Source organism: Marinobacter sp. F3R08 (assembly GCF_018860425.1).
In the GTDB taxonomy this organism is placed as follows: Bacteria; Pseudomonadota; Gammaproteobacteria; order Pseudomonadales; family Oleiphilaceae; genus Marinobacter.
In genome coordinates this window covers 390,322-409,003 of the sequence record NZ_JAHKPI010000015.1, presented here as the reverse complement: position 1 = coordinate 409,003, position 18,682 = coordinate 390,322, and the positions used below count along the sequence as shown (strand labels likewise).

Here is an 18,682-nt window from a genome sequence, read left to right as displayed (position 1 = left end):
TTTCCCCTACCCTGTACCGGTTCAAAAAAGAATATCTGAATCTGTTACGCCAGTCAGTCCAAACTCTACAATTCCAACAGAATCGGAAAACGCTGCCAGATCCGGCCCAGAAACTCATCAGGAGAACAATTAATGGCTTACCCCATCTATCAGGTCGACGCCTTCACCCGAACTATGTTTGCTGGCAACCCGGCGGCGGTGATGCCGCTGGAGCAGTGGTTGCCGGATACCGTCATGCTCTCCCTTGCAATGGAAAACAATCTCTCTGAGACGGCCTTTCTCGTGCCGCTTGCGGACCGCGCAGACGCCGACTTTCACATCCGCTGGTTCACACCCGGCGTTGAAGTACCGCTGTGCGGCCACGCCACCCTGGCCAGCGCCTGGGTGATCTTCAACAAGCTTGGCTGGGATAACAACGAGATCCGTTTTCACTCCAAAAGTGGCCCTCTTTCGGTCAGGCAAGCCGACGGCTGGCTGATCATGGATTTCCCGAATCTGGCGTTTGAAGAACAGCCAACCCCGACATTGATTCGGGAAGCTCTGGAGACGGCGCCAGAAACGGCTTTCTATGTTCCGAACGACACCAATTACATGATTATTCTGGACGATGAAGCCGCCGTTAGGGCCGCGCAGCCGGATCTCCGGAAACTCACACAGCTGGGCAGCCAGGGGCTGATCATAACGGCGCCCGGTGATGACTGCGATTTTGTCAGTCGTTACTTCGCCCCCGGAGCCGGTATTGACGAAGATCCGGTCACCGGCTCCATCCATAGCGTGCTGGTGCCCTACTGGGCGCAACAGCTGGGCAAAAACCGGCTGGACGCCCGCCAGATTTCCGCCCGGGGTGGCGTACTGCGCTGCGAACTGAAAGGTAACAGGGTGGACATCGCCGGCCAGGTTGCATTCTACATGGAAGGCTCCGTCTCCCTGCCCTGAGACTGATATACTGCCCGCCGTTTTCATCCGATTGGCGGGCAGCATGGCAGCAGGTTCAACATCACACTACGACGTAATCATCCTCGGTGCCGGCGCCGCAGGCCTGATGTGTGCAGCAACCGCTGCATACCGGGGCCGCCGCGTGCTGGTGCTGGATCATGCCAACAAACCGGGCAAAAAAATCCTTATGTCCGGCGGCGGGCGCTGTAACTTCACCAACCTGAACAGCACACCCGCCAATTTCCTGTCAGACAACCCCCAATACTGCATTTCCGCACTGAAGCGATACACTCCCCAGGATTTTCTCGAGCTGGTGGATCGCCATGGTATTGAGCACGAGGAGAAAGCACCCGGTCAGCTGTTCTGCAAGGACAGCGCAAAGGAGATCCTCAACATGCTGCTCACCGAATGTGAATGGGCCTGTGCAGAAATACGAATGAAAACAGAGGTTAAGCGCATCACCGAAACCGGCCCGGGTTACCGCCTGCAGACCGGAACCGGCGATCTGACCTGCGAATCCCTGGTGATCGCCACCGGCGGATTGTCGATTCCAACCATGGGCGCCAGCGCATTTGGTTACCAGGTGGCCGAGCAGTTCGGCCTGGAGATACTGCCCACCCGGGCAGGTCTGGTGCCCTTTACCCTGCAGCCTGAGCTGAAAGAACAGCTAGCCCCTCTGTCAGGCGTCAGTTGCCCGGTTGACGTGCAATGCCATAACCAACATTTCCGGGAACCCATGTTAGTCACTCATCGCGGACTCAGCGGCCCGGCCATGCTCCAGATCTCAAGTTTCTGGACACCCGGTGACCGGCTGGCCGTCAATCTGCTGCCTGCGTGCCGCATCAAGGACGATCTCCTGAACCTGCGAAAAACCCGCCCTCAGTCCACCGTTGCGAACTACCTGGCCCAGCACCTGCCGAAACGATTTGCCCAGGCATTCAATGAACTTCAGGGCTGGACAGGCCCCCTGCAGGGCTACAAGAACAGCGATATTGATCAGGTAGCCGATGTTCTGGGTCGCTGGTCAATCAAACCCTCTGGCACTGAAGGCTACCGCACAGCGGAAGTCACCCTCGGTGGCGTAGACACCCGCCAGCTCTCCTCCAGAACCATGGCAGTGCTGGAACGACCCAACCTGTATTTTATTGGCGAAGTGGTGGATGTGACCGGGCACCTTGGCGGCCACAACTTTCAGTGGGCCTGGGCCTCGGGTGTGGCTGCTGGCAACGATGCCTGATCTGGTGGTTTCACCAGGCGATTCCAGACAAGCAATCCCGGCCCGTCACAGATTCACGGACCAGGCCTGAAGACATCTCCCTGATCGTCTTCGTCATCTTCCGCAATGTCTTCCAGGGTCAGCTCGTTCATCGATAGGGAGGGCTTGCTGGCTACTGGTTTTTCCTCTGCTACAGGCTCTCTTTCGCCATTGGAAAGCTTGATTCGCAGCCTCAAGTTGTTGGGAGAGTCAGCGTTGGCGATAGCATCCTCCAGCTTCACCCGACCGGCCTCATGAAGTTTAAACAGCGCCGCATCAAACGTCTGCATACCCAGATTCTCAGACTTCTCCATGATCTCTTTGATCTCTGGCAGCCGATTCTTGAGTATCATTTCCTGCACGGTTTTCGTACCCAGCAGCACCTCGACGGCAGCACAGCGCTTGCCATCGGCCGTTGGCACCAGACGCTGGGAAACGAAACCACGGATATTCTGGGCCAGGCTCATGAGCAAGGCCGGTCGCTTCTCATCCGGAAACAGATTAATGATGCGTTCGAGCGCCTGATTAGCGTTGTTCGCATGAAGCGTCGAAATCGCCAGGTGACCGGTTTCAGAAAACTCCAGCGCGTGCTCCATGGTCTCCCGGTCACGAATTTCGCCAATGAGGATTACATCCGGAGCCTGACGCAGGGTGTTCTTCAGGGCATTTTTGAAACTGCGGGTATCCACGCCCACTTCGCGCTGGTTCACAATGGATTTCTTGTGCTTGTGAACAAACTCAACGGGATCTTCGATGGTGATGATATGGCCACCAACATTGCTGTTTCGGTAGTCAATCAGCGCCGCCAGCGATGTGGATTTACCTGAGCCGGTCCCACCCACAAAGAGCACGAGGCCGCGTTTGCTCATGACCAGTTCTTTCAAAACCGGGGGCAATCCAAGATCCTCGAACTTGGGTATATCGGTGTTGATATTCCGGGCAACAATCGCAACATCGTTTCGCTGTTTAAAAATATTGATCCGGAACCGACCAATACCCGGCAGTGAAATGGCGAGGTTCATCTCCAGTTCGGTGTTAAAAACCTCACGCTGCTCGTCGTCCATGATGCTGTTGGCGATAGCAGCTACTTCACCGGGCTTGAGTGCCTCCCGGGATAGCGGCTTCAGAGTTCCCTGGAACTTTGCACAAGGCGGCGCTCCGGTACTCAGATACAAGTCCGAACCATCATTTTTTGCCAACACATTCAGATATTTTTCAATAGGCGTGGTCAAAATTCATGCTCCCTGCAGGTAACAGCGTTGAGGCTTTGTCCTTCGTCTCTCTTCAAGCTTAGTTCATTTAAGCAAAACCAAAGAATCAGGAAAAACCTCAAACTGCATGATAAGCCCGCCGCCCACTATCAGCCGTAGCTGCCGTTCAGAAGCCTCCCGGCGTTCGGCACCCGAGGTCTGAGCTTCAGTTGCTTCAGGATCTGATACGTGGTGCAGGTTGCCGCCGACACCACCGGTAATCCCAGCGAGTCCTCAACCTGCTGAATGGATGCCAGTGATGGCATCTGCACGCAGGCAGAGAGAACCACCGCATCGGCTTCGGTGATATCCAGGCGTTTCACGATCTCGGTCAACGCCAGCGGATCCCGACGGCCTACCTCCAGATTATCGGGAATCTCCAGAGCAATGCTGTCGACCACCTGAATACCTTCTGCCTCAATGTACTCAATGACCATTTGAGTCAGGGGCTTCATGTAGGGCGTAATGATTGCCACGCGCCTGGCTCCGAGGACGCCAAGGCCCTCGGTAAGAGCGCCAGCACTGCTGACAACGGGTGTCGGGTGGCCGTTCTCCACGGTGACACCATGCAGGCGGGACTGAGACTCACGGTGATACCCAGCCCCCCGGCTCATAATGGCCACCAGGCACGCGTACCCCATCACGTCGACAGCCGCATCGGACAACTCAAGGGCGCAACGATCCGACTCATCATCCATGGCCGCCAGCTCTTCCCTGGTGACTTTTTTCATCCGCATTCTGCTGGAATGGAACGTAAAACGCTCAGGCTCCACCGCCTCACGAGCCCGCAGCATTGCCGGAATCTCTGTCTCCATGGTGGTATTTGAGCTCGGAACGATCTGGCCGATACGAAAGCTTCTTGTCATGTTTGCGTCTCCTGCGCCGGCCTGGATCAGGCGTTCTGGTAAATGTCTTTGTATTGGTCCCGCAACTGCTTCTTCTGAACCTTGCCCATGGTGTTGCGGGGCAAAGCATCAACGAAGAAGACGCGCTTGGGCTGCTTGAATTTCGCCAGGTGTCCTGCCAGCGCCTTGACCACATCGGCCTCTTCCAGCTTTTGCCCCGGCAGCAGGACCACCACCGCCGTCACGCCTTCGCCAAAATCCGGATGAGATACACCAATGACGGCAGATTCCATGACTTCCGGCATGGCGTCGATGACCTGTTCCACTTCTTTCGGATAGACGTTGAAGCCCCCCGAGATCACCAGATCCTTGTCACGTCCCACAATCTGGACATAGCCACGCTCGTCTACCAATGCCAGGTCGCCGGTAACAAAGAAGCCGTCCTCCAGGAGTTCCGCTTTGGTCTTCTCCGGCATGCGCCAATAGCCCTTGAACACATTCGGGCCCCGAACTTCCAGCATGCCAATCTCACCCTGGGGCAACGGCTGATGATCGCCGGCTTCCGGATTGGTAACGCGAATTTCAACGCCCGGCAGCGGCAACCCGACAGTGCCGGCAATTCGATCACCGTCATAGGGGTTGGACGTATTCATATTGGTTTCGGTCATGCCATAGCGTTCCAGAATGGCATGCCCTGTTCGCTGTTCGAACTGTTGATGGGTTTCTGCAGTGAGCGGCGCCGACCCCGAGGTAAACAAACGCATGTTGGCCGTCAGTTCCGGAGTCAGACGGTCATCCTGCAGCAGGCGCGTGTAAAAGGTCGGTACGCCCATAAGAGACGTTCCTTCAGGCATGGCCGCAATAATGGCATCCACGTCGAACCTGGACATGAAGTACAGGCTCGCGCCCGTAACAAGAATCACATTACAGGCAACGAACAAGCCGTGAGTGTGGAAAATGGGCAAGGCATGGATCAGCCGGTCTTTCTCGGTAAAGCGCCAGGCCTCGGCCAGACTCTTACTGTTTGAACCAAGATTCTTATGCGTCAGCATGGCGCCTTTGGAGCGGCCCGTGGTTCCCGAGGTGTATAGAATCGCAGCCAGATCGTCCTCGGCACGCTGCTCTATACCGTCATACGCGGCTGCCTTTTCCACGGCATCCATCAGGGATCCGTCTGCGTTGGTGCCGAGCGTTTTTACACAGGGACAGTTGGTCTCGGCGGCAATGGCTTTTGCTGCCTCCAGCGCCACCGGCTGACAGACAAACAGCGCCGGCTCAGCATCACCCAGGAAATAGCCGATTTCATCGGCGGTGTATCCGGTATTCAGAGGCAGATACACCGCGCCGATTCGCAAGGTTGCCAGATAAAGAAGAATTGCTTCGGGGCTTTTATCCACCTGAACCGCAACCCGGTCGCCTGGCTGGACACCCAGCTCTTGAAGGGCGCCGGCAATGCGCCCGGTCCTGGCCAGGGCATCAGCGTATGTATAGGTCTTACCTTCCGGCGTGGTGATGAAATTCGCCGTGCCCCGCTCCTGCATCTTGGTTGCAAAGGTATGAAATAGGTTGTGATTCATTTTTCAGATTCTCCTTGAAGCAGTTTCCGACCCTGTTTGCTCAGTTCACGCACGCTCGGGGAACAAACGACTTCACCGTTTGTGGTGTATTTTTCATTGTTTCTCTCAATGTTCTCGAGCACATACAGGTAATTAACCATCAGGCCCGCTGACTGCTCCATGCCCTTCTCCGACACGTCACCCAGCCAGTTGATACGATGCAGTTCGGCGCCATTTCCCAGATGAAAACGTGCCACCGGATTCATCGGAAGGCCGGCACTGTTTTTTTCCTTCAACAGATAGCGAGCCGCCAGTGGGCGAATGACCTGGTTCAGGCGCTCCGACAGTTCCGGGTGGTTCGTCCACTCCGGATTATCCAGGTGACTCAGAACCTGTTGCGCTTCCGGTGTCAGGAGGCCTGAATCGGGGTGATAGGTCTGCTCCAGCCAATTACGGAACATCGGCAAGGGCGACAGGGTGACGAAGTTCTTGAGATTGGGCAGTTCCTGCTTGAGTTCCTGCACCACCTGTTTGATCAGGAAATTGCCAAACGAAATGCCCCGAAGCCCCACCTGACAGTTACTGATACCGAAAAATGCTGCTGAATCCGCCAGATGGGGATCGTCGATATCGTAGTGGTCGTTCGCGAGGATGGGCTGGATCTTGTCAGGGATCCCCTTGGTCAGCGCCACTTCCACAAAGATCAGGGGCTCATCGCCAATGGCCGGGTGAAAAAAGCCGAAACAGCGACGATCCCGATCATTCAATCGGCGCCGGAGATCATCCCAACCCTGAATCTTGTGCACCGCCTCATAGCGGATGATTTTCTCCAGGATGGATGCTGGGGTCGTCCAGTCAATGCGTCGCAACACCAGAAAGCCCCGGTTAAACCAGGAGGCGAACAGATGAATGAAATCTGCGTTAATGGGGTCAAAATCCTTGTGTCCCTTCATCAACGCCAGAAAATCCTGACGCATTCTCACCAATTCATAGGTGGCGCCCCGTGCCAGATTAAGCCGCCTGAGAAGCTCCTGACGCAACGGCTCGCAGACACGGAACAATGCCGCCAGATACTGATTGGAGCGATCCTTGCTGTACACCCTGTAGGCAGCATCAATCTTGTCCGGATCGGCGGCAAAATCCGTCGCCAGTACATCGAAGAAAGCGCGCTTGTCGTCATCTCCGAGCGACTGGTAAATCTCAAGCGCTCGACTCGCCATTACAATGCTGGCCGCCTCACCATCGCTGTGCAGCAACTCATGGCATGCCTCTACCATATCCACCGAATCGTAGCTGCTCTTCTTAGGTCCGAACCTGCGCTGCAGGGCATCGCGCTGGGTAATGCTGCTAAACAGCTCTTGCAGAAAGCTCATGTTCATAGCGAAATCTCCTGTCCTGGCGTCATGATCCGGTTCCCATAATCAGGTCCGGCAACCACAGGGCGATCTGTGGGAAGAAACACAACAGCAAGATCCCCAGGATCATGCATAAAGCATAAGGCAGACTTCCAAGCAAGATATCCCGGAGCGCGATGTCAGGCGCTATCCCTTTGATAATAAATAGGTTCAGGCCAACAGGCGGCGTAATCAGGCCAATTTCCAGGTTGATGGTCAGAATGACCGCGAACCAATAGGGATCAAAATTGGCGGCGAGAATAATCGGTAAAAGGATGGGAGCTGCCATCACGATAACCGCGACCGGCGGCAAGAAGAACCCGGCAACCAGCAGGAACAGGTTGATGATCCCCATCAGAACCCAGCGATTGACCTCAAGGTCGGCGATGGCACCGGCCACAGTCTGAGTGATAAACAGTGACGACAGTGCAAAGGCAAAGATCTCTGCGGTGGCAATGATCAGCATGATCATCACACTCTCACGCAGCGCGTCGCGCATGATGTTGCCGATTGGTTTGGCCTGCCACATCCGGTACACGAGAATCGCCAGCACAAGGCACAGGAAAGCACCAACGCCCGCCGCCTCAGAGGGCGTAGCCACACCACCGTACAGAGCAAACAGAATGCCCATGACAACCAGCAGAAATGGCAGAACACGCACCAGGGCTTTGAGATTGCCCTCAACGTTCTCTTTGATCTGTGCTGCCGCCTGGAACACCGGATTAGGAGTGTTGTAACCACCCGCCATCTTGCAGGCAATCAGGGTCCAGATCATAAACAGCACCGCCAGCATCAGCCCCGGAATGGCACCGGCAATGAACAATCGGCCGATAGACGTCTCGGTAGAGATTCCGTAGACGATCATGGTGACTGAGGGCGGAATCAGAATTCCAAGGGTACCGCCGGCGGCAATACAGCCGGCGGCAACACCATCCGGATAACCACGCTTGCGCATTTCCGGGATACCCAGTTTTCCAATCGCAGCACTGGTTGCCGGTGAGGAACCAGACAATGCGGCGAAAATGGAGCAAGCTGCAATGTTAGAGATGGCAAGGCCGCCGGGTAGTTTGCCCATCCACAGATCCAGAGACCGGTAAAGATCCCGGCCCGTTGGTGACGAGGCAACCGCCGCCCCCATCAGGATAAACATGGGTATCGCAACGAAGCCAAAAGACGCCACATGACCAAAAAAGGTTTCGCCAAAATAGACCAGTTCCCCTACGCCCTGGTCCAGAAGCAAGGCGCCCAGAGAAACCGCACCCAGCGCGAAGGCAATAGGCGTGCCGATGGCCATCAGAACCAGCAACACGATAACAACAAGAATACCGCTAGTAACCGGATCCATAGTTATAGCTCCGCTCGCAGAATTTCGGCCAGATACTGCAACGACAGCAGGGAGGCACCCACAGCAACCGGTAGAACCGGCACCCACAGAGGCGGGTTCCAGATTGTCCCGGTCGTCCATTCGAAGGCCCAGGCTTCGTAGAAGTAGTACCAGCAGCCAAAGGTCAGTGCCAGACAGAAGGCAAGGCCCACCAGCGAAGCCGACAATCTCATCAACCGCTTGGGCAATCCGTGCAGAGCGTCAGGTAGAACCGTTACGGCAACATGGCCGCCGGTTTTAAGTACATAGGCCGCAGCCAGAAGCATGGAGGCAGCGATGGCAAAGGTGGTGAACTCAGTTTGCCAGACAGTGCTCTCACCCATGACATAACGCACAAACACCATGTGAACAACTGACAGAACACCAAGAGCAAGCAGAATGCCCGCCAAAAAGGCTGCGCCCAGCGAGACAACATCCATGAACCGGATGTACCCGCCAAGAATGCCTCCGACTGGAGGCCTTTGATAACTGGAAGACTGGGACATAGTGAGAACCCGGAAAAGTTGGGCTTACCCTGCCCGGCAGACAGGCCGGACAGAGCAAGATTTACATTGAAACCAGATGTTGAAGCGTTACTCGACTGCCAGTGCAGCGTCGATCAGGGCTTGGCCGTTAGGAACATTTTCTGCGAAGGTCTTGTAAGAGCTTTCCTTGGCGATAGCCAGCCATGCTTCATAGTTCTCGTGAGACATGTTGACCACTTCGACACCATTCTCGGCAAAGACGTCTGCCATCTTCTGGTCCAGACCTGCCGCTTCTTTGGCAAAGTACGCTTCCGCTTTCTCACCCGCGGCGGTCAAGGCCGCCTGCTGCTCTTCATTCAGACTGTTCCAGCTGCGCTCGGAGATCAGTACCGGCTCATACATAAACCAGAGCGCATTCGCACCCGGCGCGGTCAGACAGGTAACCTGTTCATAGATGCGATAAGAAACAAATGAACCTGAGGAGGTGTTGGCGCCATCAAGAACACCTGTCTGCATGGCGGTGTAGATTTCTGAGGAAGGCATGGAGGCGATAGACGCGCCCGCCGTTGCCAGCATTTCATCAAAGGCCGGGCCGGCTGCACGCATGGTCTGTCCCTTCACGGTATCGGGCGACGTGACGCACTGTGTATTGGATGCAAAACCACCCGCCAGCCAGGCGTCGGCAAGCACCATGGCTCCCGCGTCATTGATGACGCTCTTGATCATTCCCATGAACTCGGAATCGTTCAGGCGAGCGGCGCGCTCATGGTTGCGGACCAGACCCGGCATCAGGGTTGCTGAAAATTCGGGATGACGGCCACTGGCGTAGTCTAGCGGCAGCGAAATCATATCTACCCGGCCGCGAACCAGTGCGCCCCACTGCTCCTTGGCTTTAAACAGTGACTGACCGGGATAAATCTGAAGCTCCAGACCAACATCAGCGGCAGCGACTTCTCGGGCCATAAGCTGAACCATCTCGTCTCTGACATCCCCCTTTCCTCCGGGAAACTGGTGGGAAACGCGCAGTACTGTGTCAGCTGCGGCAATACCGGAGAAAAAAACAGACAGTGAGGCCGCTATGGCCAACTTTGCGAAGGGCATTTTCATTATTCGGTCTCCAAAATTGTTTTTGTAATATCGATCAGAGTAATCTGATGTATACATCAATAGCCATGATATATATTCTTGTCAACAAAAATAGATTATAATCTGACCAGATCCGTGGTCACCCACGCAGAATGGGAAGTAACAATGAAGCGCTCAAATGCACAAAAACTGAAAGATGCTCTTGAAGAAGACATCATCAACGGTCGACTGCTACCTGGTGAGAAACTCGACCACGATGCGCTTGCCAGGGAATACAACGTATCGAGAACTCCCATTCGCGAGGCGGTGCAGCAGCTCGTAGTCAGTGGCCTTGTCATGGTAAAACCCAAGAAAGGCACGTTCGTCGCCAAAGTTGGCTTTGATCAGTTGATTGAAATGTTCGAGGTAATGGCGGAACTGGAGGGAATGTGCGGGCGGCTGGCCGCCAGACGAATCCAGCCCGCCGAACTTGAGGACTTGCGAGCCGCTCTGCAGCGCTGCGAAGATCCCGATGTCATGGCCGACCCGGATGAGTACTACTATGAAAATGAAGAATTTCACGGTTGTATTTACATGGCCAGTCACAACAGCTTTCTGGCCAGTGAAGCGAGGCAATTGAAGCAGCGATTGAAGCCTTACCGCCGCCTGCAGCTGCAGGCACGAAATCGGGTTGCCAACTCCATTTCAGAGCATCGCCAGATTTTCGAAGCTATCGAAAGCGGAGATGAGGAAGCAGCCGGACGACACCTGAGAGAGCACGTTCTGATCCAGGGAACCCGTTTCAGCGATTTTGTATCGCAAATCAGAACATTTGAAGGTTCTTCCAAAACTACCGGGTAAGCACTTCTAGAGATACTTCTCAATCGGCAGCCACGACAACATACGGGACATTGCACGACGCCAGAAACCAACCTCGGGCTCATGGTCAGTATTCCCGTCCTCAGAATGCCAGACCAGGCCCTGTGCGCTGTCGAGTTCCACCCGCCAGCTGTTCTCAGGCTCCATGGCGTAACGGATATCCTCTGCGACAGACGAGGCCAGTTCCGGGCTTTGAATCACCAGAGCGGTTTCACCATTGAGATAGATGGATCGCAGGTTGACGTTGAACGAGCCCACGAACAGGGTTTTCCGGTCAAGCACCACCGCCTTGGAATGAAGGCTCACCTCGCCGCCCTGACAGGCCGCACTGACGGCCACCCAGTGCTGGCAGGCAGGTGCATCCGGGCGCAACTCGTGCAGCTCGATGCCCTGCTCCAGCATGGCCGGACGCCAACGGGCGTAACCGGAATGGTTGGTGACCAGATCGTTGGTCGCCAGGGAGTTGGTCAGGGCTGCAATATCCAGCGTGCGGTCAGCCATGTCACCTATGGCTTGCAGCTGTTGGTCCGTGAGAATCAGATAAGCAGACTCAATCAGAACCTCGGACTGCGCCTCTTCCACCAGCCGGTACAGTGCTTCAGCGGTACGTTTGGGTTCGACTGCCGGAGCCTCAGGATCTTCCGGCGGCGCGTCGAACACCAGTTCAGCCGGCGCCGAAATCATTTCCGCGAACACCTTTGCCAGATAGGCTCTGGCCGCTTGCCGATCCTCCGGAACCAGCGCCTTTAACCGGTCCTGTGCGGCGCCTTGAACCCGCTCGTAAAGCCTGGAATCCGTGACATCCGATTGCTGGTAGAGCTGCTCCAGAGGCAGTGTCCAGGGACTGTCCCAATAGGCGCCGAAGTTGTCAGTCATATCACCAGCCAGCGCCCCCAGCACCATGACATCACGATCCTTGAAGTTCAGGCTCGGGTGCTGATCGAAGTACTCATCACCGATATTTCGGCCACCGGCAATACCCACCACTCCGTCGACCACAAAGGTCTTGTTGTGCATTCGCCGGTTAATTCGGTCAAAGTCTGTGATGAAGGACAGCCAGCGGCCAAAGCCTTCCCGGGATCTGGAGGGGTTGAAGATACGCACGCGAACATTGGGATGGGCATTTAGCAGAACGAACAACGACTCCTTGCCAGCGATATTAATATCATCCAGCAGCAGACGAACCACAACCCCGCGATCGGCCGCGGCGACCAGCCGACTGGCAAGATACCGACCCGAGGCGTCGTCGTTCCAGATATAATACTGGGCATCGATTCGCTGGTTGGCGGTTTCAATCAGCGCGGCCCTGGCCATGAAAGCCTCCTGCCCCGTATTCAACAATGTTACGCTGGGCAGTCCGGTGCTTTCACGAGCCTGACTCTGGGCCTGCAGAAAGGCGTCCGGCGGTGACGTTAGGGTCATCGCAGGCCCATGCCGGACGGGTTTGATATCCGCTGCACAGCCAGCAAGGACACTGACGAGCATCAGGGTCCGAAGACCCTGCCACAGTATCCTGGTTGACCAGCCGTGGATGGGCAGCATCTGATCTCTACCTGAGAATGACCAGCGGTTTTTGTGCAGTCTTGAGCATGGTGGTTGTGGTACTGCCCACCAGGAACTGGCGAATGCGAGAATGCCCATATGCGCCCATCACCAGGATGTCGATATCGTGCTCTTCCTGGTAGGCGTGTAATGCAGGCTCTACATCGCCGGCCCGTATCGCCAGAGTGATCTCGGATTCCAGGCCCGAAAGCATGTTCTCGGCCTTCTTGAGCTGTTCCCACCGGTCACTGGTGTCTGCGCCAATCATAACCAGATGCAGCGGCATGCCCTTGAGGACCGGGCTGCCAGCCAGCAATTCCACACCCTTGAAGGCCGTGGCGCTGCCATCGAAGGCCAACATGGCGCTGCGCGGCTGAGTGTACTCGTCCGGCACCAGAAGAATCGGGCGGTGCATACTGCGAATGACCGTCTCGAGCTGACTGCCGATGTGACTCTCTCGTTCCGAGCTGCTCTCACCATGCAGCCCCATAACCAGCAAACGGGTCTGATTCTCCAGTGCCAGCAGGGATTCGGTCAGGTCACCGTGGCGCTGGCGCTGAACAACGTTGCTCACTCCGGCTTCACTGACCCGCTTTTCTGCTTCATCCAGCATATAGTGGCCGTGTTCAAGGGCCAGCTTGGCACGTTTCCGGTCCAGGCCGGCAAGGTCTTCAAGCAACTGTTCACGGCTACCAAGACCAATGCTTCCGGCAAGATCCGGCTCGGTCGGATAACGCTCTTTGTCCAGCACATGCAGCAACATCATGGGCGTTTCCATGTGCTTGCTGGCCCAGGCAGCGTAATCGCATACCGCAGGAGCGGCCTGAGAGCCATCAATACAGGCAACTACTTGTAACATCTTAACCTCGCCTTCATGATCCTTGTGATTGTTATTCTGACTGCGACTGCTGTCGGAATCACGGCTCTGAGTCATGTCAGTGCCCCATCAGCTGATCGACGGCTTCCGGCTTGTCGTGCACACCAAAACGGTCAACGATCGTTGCACTGGCTTCGTTCAGCCCGATAACCTCAACCTCAGCGCCTTCCCGGCGGAACTTGATCACAGCCTTGTCCAGCGCGCCAACCGCGGTGATATCCCAGAAGTGCGCGCGGCTCAGATCAATCACCACATTATCGACTGCTTCCTTGAAATCAAAGGATTCCATGAATTTTTCCGACGAACTGAAAAACACCTGACCCACGACCCGGTAGGTACGGGTGCCGGAAGCTTCGTCCAGCACCGAGGTCACCAGCATGTAGTGACCCACTTTGTTCGCAAAGAACAGCGCCGCCAGAAGGACACCTGCCAGCACGCCGAAGGCCAGGTTATGCGTGGCCACCACCACCACGACGGTGACCAGCATCACGATGTTGGTGGAGAGCGGGTGCTTGCGAAGATTGCGGATGGAGTCCCAGGAGAAGGTACCGATGGAAACCATGATCATAACCGCCACCAGGGCTGCCATGGGGATCTGCACCAGTACGTTATCCAGCAGAAGCACCATGATCAGCAGGAAGACCCCGGCTGTCAGGGTCGAGAGACGGGTACGGCCACCGGATTTCACGTTGATGATGGACTGGCCGATCATGGCGCAACCGGCCATACCACCAATCAGGCCGGAGCCGATATTGGCAATGCCCTGACCCTTGCATTCCCGGTTGCGGTCGCTGGTCGTATCCGTCAGATCATCAACAATGGTCGCCGTCATCATGGATTCAAGCAGACCAACGATGGCCAGCGGAATCGAGTACGGCAGGATAATCATCAGGGTTTCCAGGGTCAGCGGCACATCCGGCCACAGGAACACCGGCAGGGTATCGGGCAGATCCCCCATGTCGCCTACGGTACGGATATCAAGCCCCATGGCAACCGCAACAGCCGTGAGCACGACAATACACACCAGAGGAGAAGGCAGAACCTTGCCGACCACGGGCACCAGAGGAAACAGGTAGATGATACCGAGACCGGCCGCTGTCATGGCGTAGACATGCCAGGTTACGTTTGTCAGCTCTGGCAGCTGGGCCATGAAAATGAGAATTGCCAGGGCATTTACGAAGCCGGTCACTACCGAGCGGGACACGAAACGCATCAGGCTGCCAAGCTTCAGGTAGCCGGCGACCAACTGCAAGACCCCCGTCAACAGGGTCGCCGCAAGCAGGTATTGCAGGCCATGCTCTTTAACAAGCGTCACCATCAATACCGCCATCGCCGCGGTTGCCGCGGAAATCATGCCGGGGCGGCCGCCCACAAAGGCAATGATCACCGCGATACAGAAGGATGCATACAGCCCCACTTTGGGATCAACACCGGCAATGATCGAGAAAGCGATGGCCTCCGGGATCAGCGCCAGCGCCACCACAATACCGGCGAGCACATCGCCACGAACGTTCGAAAGCCAGCTGGCCTTTAGGGAATTCACCATGATTTCGGATTTCCGGTTTGCTACTAAGTCAAAGGTGGCGAAGCTTATCAGCCCCATTACAGGAAAGTAAGGTCGCTAGCGGTATCTTCGTAGACATCTAACGGCTTCCAGCCGGGGCTGCTATTATCAGCACATCCATTGATTAACAGGAGGTTGCACCAACTCATGGATGACGTCGCGTCCCGGTTTCTGGTGGGAAACCAGATCACCCTGAATCTCGCCGTGGCACTTCTTCTGGGTGCCATCATCGGTCTGGAACGGGGCTGGGACGCCCGGGATCAGAAATCCGGCGAGCGGATTGCCGGCATCCGCACCTTTGCACTGGTGGGACTTCTTGGCGGCATCTCGGCCCTGCTGGCCCAGGAAATTACTGAATGGGCATTCCCGGTTTTGCTGATCAGTGTTGTCGCCATGGCCATCGTGGCCTACAGCGAGCGACTGGAGCATATTCGCAACTTCAGCATCACCGGCATGGTTGGCATGGTGCTGACCTTCTGCTTCGGTGCAGTCGCAGTCGCAGTTGACCCGGTAATCGCCATTGCGGCGGCCGTTGTGACGGCAATCATTCTCGACAACAAGGAAGAGATCCACGGCTGGGTTCACAGGCTCAAAGAACACGAACTGGATGCAGCGCTTAAGTTGCTGCTCATTTCCGTGGTCATGCTGCCTCTGCTACCCAATGAAAAAATGGGGCCCGGTGGCGTCCTCAACCCCAGGGAAATCTGGTGGATGGTGGTGATGATCGCCTCGATTTCCTTCGTCGGCTATTTCTCGATCCGGGTCGCAGGTACCCGCAAAGGCATCCTGTTCACCAGTCTCTTTGCCGGGTTGAGTTCATCCACCGCGCTGACCCTGCACTATTCCCGACAGGCGTCGCACAACCCGCAGCTCAGTGCTCAGTTCGCAAGCGGAATTCTGATCGCCTGCGGCACCATGTTCCCACGGATACTGGTTTACTGCGTGGTGATCAATCCGGATCTTTTGCCAAGCCTGATCTGGCCCGTCATCGTCATGACCGTTCTGCTGTACGGCCCGGCCTGGATTATCTGGCGCCAGAACTCCCGGGAGCTGCAGATCAGCCAGCCAACGCTGAGTCAGAATCCGCTGGACCTGACGTCGGCTCTGGTCTTTGGCGCGTTGCTAACAGCGATCCTGCTACTGAGCGAGTTTCTGGGTAACTGGCTGGGCGATACCGGCATCTATATTCTGGCGGCAATCTCCGGTATCGCGGATGTGGACGCGATCACCCTGTCGCTCACCCGAATGTCCAACAACGACCTGGCAATGAACACCGCAGTCATTGGCATTGTTATCGCCGCCGCTGCCAACAACCTGATGAAGTCTGGGCTCGCAGGGTTTGTGGGAAATCGTCAGACCGGGATTCTGGTGGGCGGGCCGATGACACTGTCTCTGGCCGCCGGGCTGCTGGTCGCCTGGCTACAGTAATCCCCCCTACCGGGCGCGCCGGAAAGTCAGATTGTAACGACAGGCACCAGTGACGGGATGATCTCCGGCCTTGAGAGTCAGTACCCCGTGATAGCGCAGCCGGGACGCCCCGCCCCATACCACCACGTCACCGTGAGCAAGTGGAACGCGCATCGGGCGCTCGTTACGCACCAGGCCACCAAACTGGAACACAATAGGCAGACCAAGGGACACCGACACAATCGGCTGAGTAACGTCCTGTTCGTTCTTGTCCTGGTGAAGGCCCATCCTGGCCCCGGGCTGATAACGGTTTATCAGACAGGCATCTGGTTCAAATCCTTGATAGCCGGCAGTTTGCGCTGCCCGGCACGCCAGCTTTTGAAAAATCGACGGCATGGCCGGCCACGGCCTTCCGGATTCCGGGTCTTCAGACTGATACCGGTAACCGCTGGCGTCTGTGACCCAGCCAAGATTACCGCAACAACTCATCGCCGCTGACATGGCATGGCCACCAGGTGTAGTCATATTTCGGAAGGGGCTTACGGCGGCAACCTGGTCAATCTCAGCCACTAACGCCTCCGAATCCGCAAGCGCAAACTGGCGTAACACCAAGGCGCCGTCCATCAGATGCTCGATGGTCATTTGAGGTGGCAACTCTCCAAACAGGTCCAGGGTCATAGTGTGCTTATTCTCCTGCGAGAACCGGTAAAATGGAATCTTACGCTAAATTTGCCGCCGTCGATGAAAGCCTGTTCATGAAGCCGGACGGAAAAACACGTATATTCTATGGGCTGATTCATACCTTATTAAGGACTCATTAATGCTGTTTGCAATCATCGTTGGCGGTCTGATTGGCTATGCCTTTGGCAAATTCCCGGGTTTTCTGGTGGGTGCCGCGATTGGTGCCTTTCTTCTCAACCGCCTCAAACGCCGGCTGATAGGTAAGCTACAGAGTATCCAATCCGGTTTTATTGAATCGGTCTTCGCGGTGATGGGCGCCCTTTGCAAGGCAGACGGCGTCATTTCCCAGGATGAGATCCAGATGGCGGAAGCCATGTTTGTGCGCTTTCGCCTGAACGAGGAACAGAAAGCCAAAGCCAAGGCCGCCTTCAACCGGGGCAAGGAGCCGGACTTTGATCTTGATGCCGAGCTGAATCGTTTCTTGCAGGCCAGTGGCCGCCAGCCTGCGTTTCTCCAGATGTTCCTTCAGGTTCAGGTATCAGCCGTGGCTGCGGATGGCGTTGTCCATCCGTCCGAGCACGAAATGCTGGTACGTATTGCCCGCGGCCTTGGTCTGCCCGACAGCCAGGTCGACCAACTGGAAGCCATGCTCCGGGGCGCTCATACCAATAGAGCCGGTGCAGGCCAGCCCTCGTCAGAAGATCAGATCAGCGATGCCTACAAGGTTCTTGGCGTGTCACCTTCGGCCAGTGATGCAGAACTCAAGAAAGCCTATCGCAAACTGATGAGCGAGAATCACCCGGATAAACTTGCGGGTCGGGGGCTACCCGAGAGCATGCGGGAAATGGCAGAGGAACGCACTCGGGAGATCAGTCATGCGTACGATGTCATCAAGGAAGCCCGGAAGAAATCTGCGTAATACCCCAACCCCGCTGCCGAATCAGAACCAGCGGGGCACGCTGACCCGATAACGCTCATAGTCCTCACCAAACATGACCGCCAGCGCCTTTTCTTCCTCCCGGGCCTGGCGGGTAATTACCAACACTCCGGCCACCAGGCACACCAGGGAAAAGACACTGGGCAGAGCCAGGAAGAACCCGAACTGCCCCATCATCACGGCCAGGAACAAGGGGTTCCGGGAGTGACTGAAAGGACCGCTTGTCAGAAGCTTTCGCTGATCCTTGCGTGGGTCAATGCCAGAGCGCCACTCCTCATGCATGTAGGCCTGCAGATAATTCGCGGCGGTGAAAGAGGCCAACAGCAACAGCATGCCAACCAGCAACACCGGCCAGTGATAGAGCCAGCCAAAGAGACCCAGCCAGCCGTCTATGTCGGCAAAAATCCGCACCAGGCAGACACCCAGAATGAACGCCCGGAACACGTTGAAGATATGACGGTGCCACCAGGGCGCACTTCCGCGCTTACCATAATTGATGTGCGAAAAGTGCATACGCTGAAAGAGGCCAAGACTCCGGCCGCTGAACTGCAGGCCGATCATCAGGAAAAAAAGACCGAGCGAGTAGCGTACTAAGGGTTCAATAGATTCCATCTGGATCGCTTAAAACAGTGTTAAGGCCGCCTAG

17 protein-coding genes are annotated in these 18,682 nt (G+C 56.2%); 5 read left to right on the top strand and 12 right to left on the bottom strand.

Going from position 1 to position 18,682, the window contains the following annotated elements:
- The first annotated feature begins 132 nt into the window (after nt 1-132).
- Complete coding sequence (locus KO499_RS10965) at nt 133-936, top strand: PhzF family phenazine biosynthesis protein (RefSeq protein ID WP_215983776.1); 804 nt, start codon at nt 133-135, stop codon at nt 934-936.
- A gap of 43 nt (nt 937-979) precedes the next feature.
- Nucleotides 980-2,173, top strand: coding sequence for an NAD(P)/FAD-dependent oxidoreductase (locus tag KO499_RS10960; RefSeq protein ID WP_215983775.1), 1,194 nt, complete (start codon nt 980-982; stop codon nt 2,171-2,173).
- A 53-nt stretch (nt 2,174-2,226) separates the two neighbouring features.
- Here the strand turns inward: KO499_RS10960 and KO499_RS10955 are convergent, their stop codons facing one another.
- The 7 genes from KO499_RS10955 to dctP form a co-directional block, all read right to left on the bottom strand.
- Entirely contained in the window at nt 2,227-3,423 is a 1,197-nt protein-coding gene (locus KO499_RS10955) for a PilT/PilU family type 4a pilus ATPase (protein WP_228339876.1), read from the bottom strand.
- Between the two features lie 128 nt (nt 3,424-3,551).
- The gene (locus KO499_RS10950; protein ID WP_323133339.1) at nt 3,552-4,307 is read right to left on the bottom strand and encodes an Asp/Glu racemase; all 756 of its coding nucleotides are present in this window, start codon (nt 4,305-4,307) and stop codon (nt 3,552-3,554) included.
- Between the two features lie 26 nt (nt 4,308-4,333).
- Nucleotides 4,334-5,863 carry a malonate--CoA ligase gene (locus tag KO499_RS10945; RefSeq protein ID WP_215983774.1) on the bottom strand — a complete coding sequence of 510 codons (1,530 nt, stop codon included), beginning with the start codon at nt 5,861-5,863 and terminating at the stop codon, nt 4,334-4,336.
- Nucleotides 5,860-7,221, bottom strand: a complete 1,362-nt coding sequence (locus tag KO499_RS10940) for a malonyl-CoA decarboxylase (RefSeq protein ID WP_215983773.1) — start codon at nt 7,219-7,221, stop codon at nt 5,860-5,862. The genes KO499_RS10945 and KO499_RS10940 overlap by 4 nt, the downstream gene beginning before the upstream one ends.
- 22 nt (nt 7,222-7,243) lie before the next feature.
- The gene (locus KO499_RS10935) at nt 7,244-8,581 is read right to left on the bottom strand and encodes a TRAP transporter large permease (protein ID WP_215983772.1); all 1,338 of its coding nucleotides are present in this window, start codon (nt 8,579-8,581) and stop codon (nt 7,244-7,246) included.
- A gap of 2 nt (nt 8,582-8,583) precedes the next feature.
- A complete protein-coding gene (locus KO499_RS10930; RefSeq protein ID WP_228339875.1) occupies nt 8,584-9,105 on the bottom strand; it encodes a TRAP transporter small permease subunit in 522 nt (173 codons plus the stop codon).
- An 87-nt stretch (nt 9,106-9,192) separates the two neighbouring features.
- Complete coding sequence (gene dctP / locus KO499_RS10925) at nt 9,193-10,191, bottom strand: TRAP transporter substrate-binding protein DctP (RefSeq protein WP_215983771.1); 999 nt, start codon at nt 10,189-10,191, stop codon at nt 9,193-9,195.
- A 144-nt stretch (nt 10,192-10,335) separates the two neighbouring features.
- Between dctP and KO499_RS10920 the strand changes: the two genes are divergently transcribed.
- A complete protein-coding gene (locus KO499_RS10920; protein WP_215983770.1) occupies nt 10,336-11,010 on the top strand; it encodes a GntR family transcriptional regulator in 675 nt (224 codons plus the stop codon).
- A gap of 6 nt (nt 11,011-11,016) precedes the next feature.
- Here KO499_RS10920 and KO499_RS10915 read toward each other — a convergent pair whose 3' ends face one another.
- From KO499_RS10915 to KO499_RS10905, 3 genes are read right to left on the bottom strand one after another with little or no spacing between them, the layout of a single operon-like run.
- Nucleotides 11,017-12,570: a phospholipase D family protein gene (locus KO499_RS10915; protein WP_215983769.1), complete on the bottom strand. Its 1,554-nt coding sequence runs from the start codon at nt 12,568-12,570 to the stop codon at nt 11,017-11,019.
- 7 nt (nt 12,571-12,577) lie between these two features.
- Complete coding sequence (locus tag KO499_RS10910) at nt 12,578-13,504, bottom strand: universal stress protein (protein WP_215983768.1); 927 nt, start codon at nt 13,502-13,504, stop codon at nt 12,578-12,580.
- 1 nt (nt 13,505) lies between these two features.
- Nucleotides 13,506-14,993 (bottom strand): SulP family inorganic anion transporter, encoded by a 1,488-nt coding sequence (locus KO499_RS10905; RefSeq protein ID WP_215983767.1) that lies wholly within the window; start codon nt 14,991-14,993, stop codon nt 13,506-13,508.
- Between the two features lie 165 nt (nt 14,994-15,158).
- On the opposite strand from KO499_RS10905, the gene KO499_RS10900 reads away from it, so the two are divergent.
- Nucleotides 15,159-16,439 carry an MgtC/SapB family protein gene (locus KO499_RS10900; protein ID WP_215983766.1) on the top strand — a complete coding sequence of 427 codons (1,281 nt, stop codon included), beginning with the start codon at nt 15,159-15,161 and terminating at the stop codon, nt 16,437-16,439.
- Between the two features lie 6 nt (nt 16,440-16,445).
- On the opposite strand, the gene alkB is transcribed toward KO499_RS10900, so the two are convergent.
- Nucleotides 16,446-17,096 (bottom strand): DNA oxidative demethylase AlkB, encoded by a 651-nt coding sequence (gene alkB, locus KO499_RS10895; protein ID WP_215983765.1) that lies wholly within the window; start codon nt 17,094-17,096, stop codon nt 16,446-16,448.
- A 142-nt stretch (nt 17,097-17,238) separates the two neighbouring features.
- Between alkB and djlA the strand changes: the two genes are divergently transcribed.
- Entirely contained in the window at nt 17,239-18,018 is a 780-nt protein-coding gene (gene djlA, locus KO499_RS10890; protein ID WP_215983764.1) for a co-chaperone DjlA, read from the top strand.
- A 21-nt stretch (nt 18,019-18,039) separates the two neighbouring features.
- On the opposite strand, the gene KO499_RS10885 is transcribed toward djlA, so the two are convergent.
- Nucleotides 18,040-18,648: a methyltransferase family protein gene (locus KO499_RS10885; RefSeq protein ID WP_215983763.1), complete on the bottom strand. Its 609-nt coding sequence runs from the start codon at nt 18,646-18,648 to the stop codon at nt 18,040-18,042.
- Nucleotides 18,649-18,682 lie beyond the last annotated feature (34 nt).

Bases quoted from the DNA above. Each gene is read 5' to 3' on its own strand.
- KO499_RS10965 (WP_215983776.1), top strand. From the start codon at position 133: ATGGCTTACCCCATCTATCAGGTCGACGCCTTCACCCGAACTATGTTT.
- KO499_RS10960 (WP_215983775.1), top strand. From the start codon at position 980: ATGGCAGCAGGTTCAACATCACACTACGACGTAATCATCCTCGGTGCC.
- KO499_RS10950 (WP_323133339.1), bottom strand. From the start codon at position 4,307: ATGACAAGAAGCTTTCGTATCGGCCAGATCGTTCCGAGCTCAAATACC.
- KO499_RS10945 (WP_215983774.1), bottom strand. From the start codon at position 5,863: ATGAATCACAACCTATTTCATACCTTTGCAACCAAGATGCAGGAGCGG.
- KO499_RS10940 (WP_215983773.1), bottom strand. From the start codon at position 7,221: ATGAACATGAGCTTTCTGCAAGAGCTGTTTAGCAGCATTACCCAGCGC.
- KO499_RS10935 (WP_215983772.1), bottom strand. From the start codon at position 8,581: ATGGATCCGGTTACTAGCGGTATTCTTGTTGTTATCGTGTTGCTGGTT.
- KO499_RS10930 (WP_228339875.1), bottom strand. From the start codon at position 9,105: ATGTCCCAGTCTTCCAGTTATCAAAGGCCTCCAGTCGGAGGCATTCTT.
- dctP (WP_215983771.1), bottom strand. From the start codon at position 10,191: ATGAAAATGCCCTTCGCAAAGTTGGCCATAGCGGCCTCACTGTCTGTT.
- KO499_RS10920 (WP_215983770.1), top strand. From the start codon at position 10,336: ATGAAGCGCTCAAATGCACAAAAACTGAAAGATGCTCTTGAAGAAGAC.
- KO499_RS10915 (WP_215983769.1), bottom strand. From the start codon at position 12,570: ATGCTGCCCATCCACGGCTGGTCAACCAGGATACTGTGGCAGGGTCTT.
- KO499_RS10910 (WP_215983768.1), bottom strand. From the start codon at position 13,504: ATGACTCAGAGCCGTGATTCCGACAGCAGTCGCAGTCAGAATAACAAT.
- KO499_RS10905 (WP_215983767.1), bottom strand. From the start codon at position 14,993: ATGGTGAATTCCCTAAAGGCCAGCTGGCTTTCGAACGTTCGTGGCGAT.
- KO499_RS10900 (WP_215983766.1), top strand. From the start codon at position 15,159: ATGGATGACGTCGCGTCCCGGTTTCTGGTGGGAAACCAGATCACCCTG.
- alkB (WP_215983765.1), bottom strand. From the start codon at position 17,096: ATGACCCTGGACCTGTTTGGAGAGTTGCCACCTCAAATGACCATCGAG.
- djlA (WP_215983764.1), top strand. From the start codon at position 17,239: ATGCTGTTTGCAATCATCGTTGGCGGTCTGATTGGCTATGCCTTTGGC.
- KO499_RS10885 (WP_215983763.1), bottom strand. From the start codon at position 18,648: ATGGAATCTATTGAACCCTTAGTACGCTACTCGCTCGGTCTTTTTTTC.